Consider the following 10,882-nt stretch of genomic DNA (forward strand, 5'->3'; position numbering starts at 1 on the left):
GGTCAAAGTCGCCCGTCAGGGCACCCGTCGGATCCGCGGCGGCCCGTCGGCCGGACTGCCCGCCGGGCCGCCGCTCAGACCGTCCGGCCGGCGCGCAGGGCGGTCCGCAGCTCCGGGTCGTCGACCGCGCACACGCCCCGTACCGCGACGGCGGTGAGGGGGTCGCCGGCCGGGTCGATCCGGCCCAGCAGCCGCTGGCCGTCGGGGGAGGCCCAGCGGGTGTGCGGATGGACCTCGAAGCGGGCGATGAAGAGGCAGCCGAGGGTGAGGACGGTCGGCAGCGAGAACCAGGCGGCGATCTCCGCCTGTGTCGCGCGGTCCTGACCGGGCATCAGGAGGGCGATCGCGCCGAGGGTGAGGGTGAGCGCCGCCGCGCCGCGTACGGCCCGTACGGAGGCCGTGACGCCCGTTCTGGCGGCATCGGGGACGGCGAGCCCGGCGGCGGCCAGCCGGTCGGCGAGGGCGTGCACCGCGTCGGCGGCGGCCGTGGCCGACCGGATCGCCGCTATCCGGGCCTGTCCGCCCGGCCCGATGGCCCCTATCACCGACCGCTCCAGGTCGTCACGGCCCTCCGGGTCGACGACCGTGGCCCAGCCTGTGTGCGCGAGCAGCAGCCGGCGGGCGCGGTGCATGGTGACCAGGGTCAGATCGGTGACCCGGAAGGGGCCGCCCGCGAGGAAGGCCGCCTCGTAGAGCGAGAGGCCGAGCTGCGGGTCCCGGGTGACCGGGCCCTGGTCGGCCGCCGCGGACGCGGCGAGGCAGAGCCGCGCGCACGAGACGGCGGACGCGAGGCACGCGGCGACCAGGAAGAGAACCCAGAACATGGCCGAGTTGTATGTGAAGCGGTCAGGCCGGCGCCATGCCTTTCCCATGATGTGGACATGGAGTTATCGGTTCGTTACGGAGTGTCGGTGGGGTTGACCCGGCTGGCGGCGGGCGGCAGCGCGAACGACGGGGTGACGGGCGCGGGGGAGGGGAAGGTGGCGCCCGGGGTGGGCGGCGGCGGCCCGCTGGGGGACGCGGTGGCGCCCGCGACGCTGTCCCGGGCCAGCGCGTCGAAGTCGACGAGGCCGGTCGCCTCCAGCATCCGGATGTGGTCCAGGACCGTGGTGTTGGCGTCGTCGGCGAGGGCGCGCACCAGGGAGTTGCGGGTGCTGGCCCGGATCTGCGCGACGAGCGAGAACACCTTCCCGTGCGCCGCGCGCAGGATGTTGGCGAAGTCCTTCTCGTAGGTGGCCCCGCTCTCCGCGGTCAACGTCCGCAGCCACCCCCGCTGTTGTTCGTTGGGCTGGTCGGGCAGCTCCATCCCGAGCTGCGCCGCGACCTCGCGTACGCGCGCGTCGAGGAAGGCGTGCCCGTCGATCAGGTGGTGCCCGGCGGTCGTGACGGCCGCGCTGGGCGCCCGCTCGACGGCCTGCTGCCCGGCGGGCAGCTCCCACAGCCCGGCGAGTCTGACCCGGACGACGAAGTCACGGTCGGCGGCCGAGAGCGGACCCCAGCGGGTGGGCACGGAACCGGCGTTGAGGTTGGCGAGTCCGGTACCCGAGCGGTCGGCGTAGGACCAGACGGGGAAGAGCAGGGCGGCGATGGTCGCGGTCAGGGCGACGACGACCAGGCCGGTACCGGAAAGGAATATCCGACGCATGAAAGCCTCCAAGTGCGGTGCGCACGGTAATGCGGAGGCGGGTGATCCGGGGAGTGTTTCGAGGAAAACCGTGACGGGACCGTGTGGGAGGCATCACGGGTCGGCCGAGTCCGAGACGCCGCCTAGGGCCGGGTGGTACCGTGCCCGACCCCGTCCGGGTGGGCCCGTACGAGCCCGACCCCGGCTACGCGGCGCGGACGAGCCCGCGCACGAAGCGGGTGACCCGCCTCGGGGGCCGGGCGCCGGACCGGTCCCGCCACCACCGTCCCAACTGCCGGGAGACGTCGGCGTCGAGGTCCTCCCGCCGGAGCAGCGACTCCACGAAGTCCAGGGCGTCACGGCGGTAGCCGTCGCGCATGGGGCGCTCGCGCGCGTACGCGAGGTAGGCCGGCCGGTAGGCGTCCCCCAGGATGCGGGGCAGCTCGGGCGCCACCTTGGCCACCACATCGGCCCGCTTGGCGGCGAGGGCGCGGGCCTGGACACGCAGCCGGGCGGCGTCGAACCCGGGCGGCACCGGGGTGCCCGCGACCAGGGCCGACAGGAGCGAGGTCTGGGCGAGGGCGAGCGGGACGCGTTCCGGCTCCCCGTCCGCGTCGGCCGACCGTGCGGGGCCGGTGGGGGCCAGAGGGCCCCGGTTGTTCGCGGGCGTCGGGAGCGAAGGCCGCGGGCCCCGGCTCTCAGGGGAGCGGGGAGCCGTGCGACCGGCCTTCGGCGGGGCTTTTGCCAGGACGCCGCGGATGGCGGACAGCTCCCCCGCCAGCTCCGCCTCCGGCGGAAACGCGTCGTCCCGCTCCAGCAACACCCCCGGCGGCGCCACCCGCCCCACCAGCTCCGCCAGTACACCCAGCACCTCCGCGCCCACGGGGTGCGCATGGGTGTCGTGCCAGACACCGTCCTTCTCGACGCCCCCGGCGACATGCACATACGCGATCGCCTCCACCGGCAGCTCCGCGAGGGCCTTCGCCGGGTCCTCCCGGCGGTTCACCCGGTTCGTGTGGAGGTTCGCCACGTCGATCAGGAGCCGCACTCCCGTACGCTCCACCAGCTCCGCGAGGAACTGCCCCTCCGTCATGTCCTCGTCCGGCCAGTTCACCAGCGCCGCGATGTTCTCCAGGGCGAGCGGCACCGGCAGGCTCTCCTGGGCGATACGGACGTTCTCGCAGAGCACCTCCAGCGCGTCCCAGGTGCGCGGCACGGGCAGCAGATGCCCCGCCTCCAGGCGCGGCGACGCGGTGAGCGCGCCCCCGCCGCGGACGAACGCGATGTGCTCGGTGACCAGCGGCGCCGACAGCGCTCGCGCCCGCGCCGCAAGCTCGGCCAGCCGTCCCGCGTCCGGGCGGTCGGCGCCGCCGAGGCCCAGCGAGACGCCGTGCGGCACGACCGTGACCCCGCGTTGCCGCAGCCGTACCAGCGACTCCGGGAGGTGGCCGGGGCAGAGGTTCTCGGCCACCACCTCCACCCAGTCGACGCCCGGCAGCCGCTCGACCGCGTCCGCGATCTCGGGCCGCCAGCCGATGCCGATCCCCAGCTCCAGCTCCAGCTCCATGGCCGGCCTCCCCCGTAGTCCGACGCGTTCAGGGCGCGTGTGGAGTGGTCATGGCCCCGCCCGGTGCGCGCCAACCCGCCCGCGCCCACCTTCAGAGCTTGATTTGAGGTTGGCTCACTTCTGCGCGGCCAGCGAGTCGTAGTCCACCAGGCCCGTCGCCTCCAGCATGTTGATGTGGTCGAGGACCGTCTGGTTCGCGTCCTGCGCCAGATCGCGTACGAGCGAGTTGCGGGTGGAGGCCCGGACCTGGGCGACCAGCCCGAACACCTTGCCGTGGGCGCGCCGCAGCAGGTTGGCGAACTTCACCTCGTAGTCGTGGCCCTGCGCGGCCGAGAGCTCCTTGAGCCAGCCCTGCTGCTGCTCGTTGGGCTGGTTGGGCAGCTCCATCCCGAGCTGGGCGGCCACATCGCGTACGTGCTTGTCGAGCGCGGTGTGCCCCATGACCATGTGGTCACCGGCCGCCTTGATCGCCGCGCTGGGTGCCCGCTCCTGCGCCTGCTGCCCGGCGGGGAGCTCCCACAGCCCGGCCAGCCGCACCTTGGTCACCAGCTCGCGGTCGGCGGGCGAGAGCGGCCCCCAGCGGGTCGCCACGGACGACGCGTCGAGGTTCGACTTGTCCGTCCCCAGCCGGTCGGCGTACGACCAGACGGGGAAGGCGAGCGCGCCGATGGTGGCGGCCAGCGCCACGATGATCAGAGCCGTTCCGTTGAAACGGCCGAGTATCCCGATCCGGTCGGTCCGGTCCGTCCGTCCGATGCGTCGCATCAACATCTCTCCCGTGCAGGCGATTTGGCGTACCGGGAGGTACGGATGGGACGGGAGTCGTGTTCAGATCAGCCGGACGGTGTTCACCGGCCGAGCCGCTCCCGCAGCGCCGGGTGGTCCGCCACCACCGTGCACGACCCCGGCGCGATCTCCGTGAAGCCCGCGTCCCGGACCACCGGCAGCCCGCCGGTCGTCAGCGCCGCCCACCGCTCGCGGGGGGCCACCCGGACCGACAGGGCGAAGTCCGCCTCCCGCCACGCCGTGCGCTCCGCCTCCGTCAGCTCCCACCAGGCGAGCTGGGCGCCGTGCCCGGCCTGGGCCATCGTCTTGCCCGCCGACATGTCGAGCTCCGGGTTGAGCCACAGGACCGGCGCGAGGGGGTCGGGGGCCGGCGGCTCGGCCGGGTCGTCCAGGTCCGTCCCGGAGACCTGGAGCTTGAGCAGCTCCTTCGGCCAGCCGTCCAGCGGGACCGGCGGAAAGACCCGCACCTGCGCCGACTTGCCGGTCACGGCGATGCCCGGCAGCGCAGACGCCTTGCGCCACTCGGCGCCGCGCGCCCGCCGCACCACCTTGCGGATCCTGGCGTCCTGCCAGTCCCGCACGGCCTGGGCCCAGACGCCCTCGCCGAGCGACCGCTCGTCGGCGAGCATCACCAGGACGGCCCGGGCCGCGGTCTCCAGCGCGTCGGTGCGGGCCGGCGGGTCGGTCTTCTCGATGCGGACGACCAGCGGCAGGACGTACTGGGGGGCCTCGTCGCGTACGTCGGGCTCCTCGCGGAACGGGCTCGCGGCGGGCGTCTTCGGCATCTCTTCACTGCTCACCGCACCAGTCTGCCAGCCGCGCTTCCCCGGAATCTTGGCGGAATGAACCCTTCCGGGACAGGATGCGCGCATGAAGAGCGATCTTTTTTCCTCGGGGCACATGGCGGAGCCGGCCACCGAGGCCGGTATGACGCTGCAGAACGCCAAGTCCATCAAGTACGCGGTCAACGGCGAGATGCTCGCACGCCAGGGAGCGATGATCGCTTACCGCGGAAACCTCCAGTTCGAGCGGCGCGGCCAGGGCATAGGCGGCATGCTCAAGCGCGCGGTCACCGGTGAGGGCCTGCCCCTCATGGCGGTCACGGGCCAGGGCGAGGCGTGGTTCGCGCACGAGGCGCAGAACTGTTTCATCGTCGACATCGAGCAGGGCGACGTCCTGACCGTCAACGGCCGCAACGTCCTGTGCTTCGACGCCTCCCTCTCGTACGAGATCAAGACCGTCAAGGGTTCCGGCATCGCCGGTGGCGGCCTCTTCAACAGCGTCTTCACCGGCTGGGGCCGGCTCGGCCTGGTCTGCGACGGCAATCCGCTGGTCATCCCGGTCACCGCGCAGCAGCCGGTGTACGTGGACACCGACGCGGTCGTCGGCTGGACCGCGAACCTGAACACCTCTCTGCACCGCTCGCAGTCCATCGGCTCGATGATCCGCGGCGGCTCCGGTGAGGCCGTGCAGCTGATGCTCCAGGGCGAGGGCTATGTCATCGTCCGCCCGAGCGAGGTGACCCCGAAGAAGACCGAGCAGCACTGAGGCCCCCGAGCGGCCCGGCCCCGGGCGGCCGACCGGCGGGAAGGCACCGGAGGCCCCCGGGCGACTACGCTGGTCCGTATGGACCAGGACCAGGACCGGCCGCGCGCGGACGAGGGCGAGGCGACCTACTGCGCCCCGGCCGCCCCCGAGCGGCCCGCCCCGGCCGACGGGCCCCCGTACGCCGAGTGCGTGCTGTGCCGCGAGCCCACCGAGTACCCGGAGTCGGTCAAGGGCGTCACGCTCTGCCCGGTCTGCGAGTGGCAGGAGGCCCAGCGCACCGCCTGCTCCGGCTGACTCCGGTGGCGCGCTGGGGGCTGGGGCCGGTCGCTAGCCCTTCGTGGCCGACCCGATGAGCTCCGACACCTTCACGAAGCGGTAGCCGCGCGCGCGGAGCTCGGGCACGATCCGCTGGATCGCCCGGTCGGTGACGGGCGCCGCGCTGCGGGTGCAGTGCATGACCACCAGCGAGCCCGGCTTCACACCCGCCAGCACCTGTTCGGCGACGGCGTCCGCGTCGTGCGCGAAGGCGTCGCCGCTCACCACGTCCCACTGCACCGCGGTCATCCGCAGCGGGCCGAGGGCCCTGAGCACCCCGTCGTCGAAGCAGCCGCCGGGGAAGCGGAAGTACGGCACCGCGTTGCGCACCCCGGCCTTCTTGAAGGAGGCGGTCGCCTTCTCCACGTCGGCGCGCATCTCGCCCCTGCCGACGACGGGCAGGCCGTAGCAGGGGGACTTGAAGGCGTAGTGGCTGTACGAGTGGTTGGCGACCTCGAAGTTCGGATCGGTGCCGATGGCGCGGGCCTCGGCCGGGTACTCCTCGGCCCACCGGCCCGTCATGAAGACGGTCGCGGGGACCTTCAGCCGGCGCAGGTCGGCGATGAGCGCGGGATTGTCGAAGCGTTCACCGCGCGCCGCCCGCGGACCCTCGTCGGCGGTCATATCGGCGTCGAAGGTGAGCGCGACGATCTTCTGGCCGCCCCGGGGGGCCCGGCTGAAGACCGGGGTGAGACCGCCGGGGCCCGGTGCGAGCGTGGGCGCCCGAGGCGGGATCGGCGCCGCGGGAGAGGCGGGCGCCGCCGAGGGGGCGGTGGACGGCCTGCTCGGGCCCGGAGCCGCCTTCGCGCCACGGTCGGCGGGAGCCGGATCGGAGCCGCAGCCCGCGAGTGCCGCACCCAGAACGGCGATCGACAGCAGCTTTCGTACAGAAATGGTCACGGGCGGAAGCTATACGATCATTTGCTGATCGGCGGGGTGCGTCGCCGTCGAGGCCCATACGTTTCCGGCCAATGAGTGAACCGGAGGGAACCACTCCGAGAATCCGGCGCCCGGCACGGTCCTCCGATGCCCGCACATCGCCCCGGCGCGTTCTCCGGACCCGGCCGGGTGCCGTCCTGCCACTGTCCGCCCGACCGGGCCCGGTTCGCCGGCGGGAAGACGCATATACCGGCCGAGGTGCGCGATCCGGCATGGCCGGCGGGGGAGTTAGCCGCAGTGAAGCGGGAAGCGCGGACCCCGCCCACGGCGCCGGCTGTGCGGACGTGGGTATTCCCTTTCCGCGCCAGTGGAGTCGGCGGGCGCCTCTGATGAGGCCGGGATCCGTACAGAGCAATCGGTTTCTTTGCCGAGCGCTTACGGAGTTCAATTTCGGCCTAGACGACACGCCCCTTGTCGCTCCGGCGGGCCCGTGGTTAGGCTCCCGCTCGTTTCGAATCCTGCACACTTTCTTCGCAACCTGACCAACTGTGGGGTGGCTGTGCGCGAACCAGGGTTATCGGCCTGGGCGGAGTTGTCACCGGACGGGCCGACGCGGCCCGAACCGGCCGAGCCGACGCAGCGGCCCTCCGTGCCGGTGGGGTGCTAGTGGGCTCCGCCACCGCGGCCACCGGCCGGGCGGCCGTGCGCGGGCCGCTGTCCCGGGACGTCCGGCTGTTCTGGTGCGCCAACGCCACCGACGCGCTCGGCACCCAGGCCTCCGGCGTCGTCCTGCCGCTGCTGCTCCTGGGCCTCGGCCACTCCGCCGCGACCGTCGGACTCGTCGCGGGCGTCTCCACCGCGGCCGGGCTGCTCCTCGCCCCCTTCGCCGCCGTGCCCGCCGACCGGGGCGCGCGCAAACCGGTGATGCTCTGGTCCGCCGCGGTCTCCGCGCTCGCCATGGGCGCCGTCGCCGTCGTCGCCGCCACCGGCCGCCCCCCGCTCGCCCTGCTCCTCGGCGCGGTTCTGGTGGAACGTTTCTCCACGGCGGTGTACGAGGCCGCCGCCGCCGGTACCGTCGCGCTGATCGCCCCGCCCGCCGACAGCCCCCGGGTGGTGGCCGGACTCTCCGCCGGCGACCAGGGCGCGCTGGTCCTCGGCCCGGCCCTGGGCGGCGCCCTCTACCAGGCCTCCCGCGCCCTGCCCTTCGTCGCGGACGCGGTGTCGTACACGGTCGCGGCGGTCTGTGTGGGCGCCCTGAAGTCGGATCTGCGGCCGGGAGACGGGGGAGCGGCGGAAGCCGGCGCGGAGCCGGGCCCGGGGGAAGCACCGGGGGAGCCGGGGCACGGGGACACCCCCGGCGCCCCGAGCCCGGCCGGCCCCCGCCGAAACCGCCCGCGCCGCCCCGCCCTCCGCGCCGAACTCGGCGCCGGGCTCGCCCTCGTCCGCACCTCGCCCTTCCTGAAGCTGGTCCTGATCTGGACGACCACCGTCAACGGCGTGATCGTCGCGCTGTACTACGGCGCCGTCTTCACCCTCCAGAAGGGCGGCCACGGGGGCGCCCCGATGGGACTCGTCCTCGCGCTCTCCGGCGCCGCCGGGCTCACCGGGTCGCTGGCCGCACCCCGCGTCGTGGGCCGGATCGGCGCGGCCCGGCTGCTGATCGGCGTCTCCTGGCTGCTGGTGCCGCTCGCCGCCGCGCTGGCGACCGCGCGGGGGCCCTGGACGTACGGCGGACTGTTCGGCGTGTTCTGTCTGCTGATGCCACTGGTCACCGTCGTCCTCCAGTCCCGGGCGATCCAGGAGACCCCGCCCGCCCTCCAGGCCCGCACCGCGGCGGTCCTGGCCACCGCCGTCGGCGGCTCGGCCGCCCTCGCACCCGTCCTCGCCGGCGTGTGCGCCTCCCGCGCGGGCACGGCCGCGCCCGCCGCCGCGAGCGCCGCGGTGCTCACCCTGCTGGCCTGCTGGACCACGTACGTACGGATACCGGCGCGGGGAGCCGCCGTATGACCGGCCGCTACCAGGTCTACCGGGCCGCGCTGCCCGAGGTGTGCGCCGCCGACCCGGCGCGGATGACCTTCACCGGCGACGCCGAGGGCCGCTGCGAGGTGTTCACCTGGGACGCCGGCACCGGCCGCACCCGCCAGGTCACCGACCGCCCGCACGGCACCTTCCACCACGCCGTCGACCGCGACGGACAGGTGTGGTGGTTCGACGAGGACGAACACGGCCGAGGACACTGGCGGTTCCAGCCCTTCGAGGGCGGCCCCGACCGCCCCGGCCTGACCGGGCCGCCCCCGGGCGAGCCGCGCGGCCTCGCCGTCAGCGACAACGCCACGGTCGCCATCGGCCTCGGGGACGCCCGGACCACCGCCGTCCACATCGGCCCGCGCGGCGGCCGGGCCCGCGAGGTGACGCGCGTCGACGGGCACGCCACCCTGTCCGGCATCACCCCCGACGGCCGTCTCCTCGCCCTCAGCGCCGCCGCGGGCTCGGCCCGTGCCGTGACCGTACTGGCCGACGACGGCGCCACGCGCGCGGTGCTGCCCGGCGACGGCCCGCACGGCAGACTCTGGTGCCTGGGCTTCGCCCCCGCGGCCGACCGCGCCGAACTGCTCCTCGTCCGCGAGGCCGACGACCAGTACGTGCTCGCCTGCTGGCGCCCGGACGACGACGGCGGACCCGGAACGCTCACCACCCACTCCTGGTGCGCCTTCGACACCGAGATCACCGCCCGCTGGCACCCCGACGCGGGCACGGTCCTCGTCCGCCAGGACCGCCACGGCCGCAGCACCCTGCACCGCGTCGACCTGAGCGCCCGCACGGCCGAGCCCGTGCCGACCCCGCGCGGCACCCTCCTGGACGCCGCGCCCCGCGCCGGAACCGACGTCCACTACCTCTGGACCGACACCGCCAACCCGCCCCGGATGGCCTCCACCGCCGGGACACCGCTGCCGCCCACCCACGGCATCCCCGCCCCCGTCCCCGGCGAGCACCGCGACCTGTGGACGCCCGGCCCGGACGGGCCCGTCCACAGCCTGCTCAGCCTCCCCGAGGGCCGCCGGGGGCCCGTCCCCGCGGTGTTCCTGGTGCACGGCGGCCCCGCCGACCACGACCGGGACGCCTACGACGGCGTGGTCCACTCCCTCGTCGCCTCCGGCTTCGCCGTCGTCCGCGTCAACTACCGCGGCTCCACCGGCTACGGGCCCCGCTGGCGCCGGGCCTTCGGCCAGGGCGTCGGGCTCACCCAGGTCGACGACCTCGCCGCGGTCCGCGCCGACCTGGTCGCGCGCGGAGTCGTCCGCGCCGACGCGACCGGGCTGTGGGGCACCTCCTGGGGCGGCTACCTCGTGCTGCTCGCCCTCGGGCTCCGCCCGGACCTGTGGCAGGCGGGCGTCGCGGTGAAGCCGGTGGCCGACTGCGCCGCCGCCCACCGCACCGGCACCCCGGCCCTGCGCGCCCTGGACGAGCGGCTGTTCGGCGGCACCCCCGACGAGGTGCCCGAACGGTACGAGCGCAGCTCGCCCCTGCGGTACGCGAGCGCCGTGCGGGCCCCGCTCCTGGTCGTCGCCGCGACCCGGGACGCCAAGTGCCCGCCCGGCCAGGTGCGCGACTACCTCGCCGCCCTGCGCCACGCGCGCGTACCGCACGAGTCGATGTGGCTGGAGACCGGCCACGACGGCTACCAGGGGGAGCACCACGTGGCGGTCCTGCGCCGCGCGGTGGTCTTCCTCGACCGCGAACTGCGCGGCCCCGGCCGCGCGCTCGCCCCCCGTACTCCCCGCTCGGACCGGAGCGGGGATTCCGGACGGGTCCGCACCACGGCCCCCGCCGGAAAAGGCACCACCCGACACGATGAGAGGAGTTCCCATGCAGAAGGACATCATCCAGAACGACCCGCTCGCGGGTGACGAGGAGAACCGCAAGCCGAGCGTCGGCGTGACCATCAAGGTTCCGTTCCGCAACGCCGAGGACGGCGAAGAGGACTGATCCCCGCCGGCCGGCCCGGCGGTCCCGACCGACGGGCCGGCCGGTGCCGGGGACCGGGCTCCGGCCCCGGGACAGGGACCCCCCTCTTTCCTTTTTGGTGACCCAAAAAAAGGGAAACACCTCTTCTTCTGTTCCACTCACCCTACTCTTCACTCCACTCTCCCTTCCTTTCCCTT

General features: G+C 74.3%; 9 protein-coding genes and 1 pseudogene. 4 read left to right on the forward strand and 6 right to left on the reverse strand.

What is annotated here, in order from left to right:
* Positions 1-74: 74 nt before the first annotated feature.
* From ACZ5ID_RS30995 to ACZ5ID_RS31015, 5 genes and pseudogenes are all read right to left on the reverse strand, one after another.
* The gene (locus ACZ5ID_RS30995) at positions 75-824 is read right to left on the reverse strand and encodes a TIGR04222 domain-containing membrane protein (protein ID WP_468904452.1); all 750 of its coding nucleotides are present in this window, start codon (positions 822-824) and stop codon (positions 75-77) included.
* A gap of 74 nt (positions 825-898) precedes the next feature.
* Positions 899-1,645 (reverse strand): DUF4142 domain-containing protein, encoded by a 747-nt coding sequence (locus tag ACZ5ID_RS31000; RefSeq protein WP_468904455.1) that lies wholly within the window; start codon positions 1,643-1,645, stop codon positions 899-901.
* Positions 1,646-1,829: 184 nt separating this feature from the next.
* Positions 1,830-3,179: an MbnB/TglH/ChrH family RiPP precursor modification enzyme gene (locus ACZ5ID_RS31005; RefSeq protein ID WP_468904500.1), complete on the reverse strand. Its 1,350-nt coding sequence runs from the start codon at positions 3,177-3,179 to the stop codon at positions 1,830-1,832.
* A gap of 132 nt (positions 3,180-3,311) precedes the next feature.
* Positions 3,312-3,956: pseudogene (locus tag ACZ5ID_RS31010) on the reverse strand (DUF4142 domain-containing protein); the annotation flags it as partial.
* Between the two features lie 83 nt (positions 3,957-4,039).
* Positions 4,040-4,762, reverse strand: coding sequence for a peptidyl-tRNA hydrolase (locus tag ACZ5ID_RS31015; protein ID WP_468904503.1), 723 nt, complete (start codon positions 4,760-4,762; stop codon positions 4,040-4,042).
* 85 nt (positions 4,763-4,847) lie between these two features.
* Between ACZ5ID_RS31015 and ACZ5ID_RS31020 the strand changes: the two genes are divergently transcribed.
* Positions 4,848-5,525 (forward strand): AIM24 family protein, encoded by a 678-nt coding sequence (locus ACZ5ID_RS31020; RefSeq protein WP_468904457.1) that lies wholly within the window; start codon positions 4,848-4,850, stop codon positions 5,523-5,525.
* A gap of 78 nt (positions 5,526-5,603) precedes the next feature.
* Entirely contained in the window at positions 5,604-5,819 is a 216-nt protein-coding gene (locus ACZ5ID_RS31025; protein WP_468904460.1) for a hypothetical protein, read from the forward strand.
* A 33-nt stretch (positions 5,820-5,852) separates the two neighbouring features.
* Here ACZ5ID_RS31025 and ACZ5ID_RS31030 read toward each other — a convergent pair whose 3' ends face one another.
* Positions 5,853-6,740 carry a polysaccharide deacetylase family protein gene (locus ACZ5ID_RS31030; protein WP_468904462.1) on the reverse strand — a complete coding sequence of 296 codons (888 nt, stop codon included), beginning with the start codon at positions 6,738-6,740 and terminating at the stop codon, positions 5,853-5,855.
* A 645-nt stretch (positions 6,741-7,385) separates the two neighbouring features.
* Between ACZ5ID_RS31030 and ACZ5ID_RS31035 the strand changes: the two genes are divergently transcribed.
* The gene (locus tag ACZ5ID_RS31035) at positions 7,386-8,726 is read left to right on the forward strand and encodes an MFS transporter (protein ID WP_468904465.1); all 1,341 of its coding nucleotides are present in this window, start codon (positions 7,386-7,388) and stop codon (positions 8,724-8,726) included.
* A complete protein-coding gene (locus ACZ5ID_RS31040; protein WP_468904468.1) occupies positions 8,723-10,627 on the forward strand; it encodes a S9 family peptidase in 1,905 nt (634 codons plus the stop codon). The genes ACZ5ID_RS31035 and ACZ5ID_RS31040 overlap by 4 nt, the downstream gene beginning before the upstream one ends.
* Positions 10,628-10,882: the final 255 nt, after the last annotated feature.

The sequence above is a fragment of the Streptomyces sp. NPDC031670 genome, assembly GCF_055580545.1.

Coding starts and splice junctions, on each gene's coding strand:
- ACZ5ID_RS30995 (WP_468904452.1), bottom strand. CDS start 824: ATGTTCTGGGTTCTCTTCCTGGTCGCCGCGTGCCTCGCGTCCGCCGTC.
- ACZ5ID_RS31000 (WP_468904455.1), bottom strand. CDS start 1,645: ATGCGTCGGATATTCCTTTCCGGTACCGGCCTGGTCGTCGTCGCCCTG.
- ACZ5ID_RS31015 (WP_468904503.1), bottom strand. CDS start 4,762: ATGCCGAAGACGCCCGCCGCGAGCCCGTTCCGCGAGGAGCCCGACGTA.
- ACZ5ID_RS31020 (WP_468904457.1), top strand. CDS start 4,848: ATGAAGAGCGATCTTTTTTCCTCGGGGCACATGGCGGAGCCGGCCACC.
- ACZ5ID_RS31025 (WP_468904460.1), top strand. CDS start 5,604: ATGGACCAGGACCAGGACCGGCCGCGCGCGGACGAGGGCGAGGCGACC.
- ACZ5ID_RS31040 (WP_468904468.1), top strand. CDS start 8,723: ATGACCGGCCGCTACCAGGTCTACCGGGCCGCGCTGCCCGAGGTGTGC.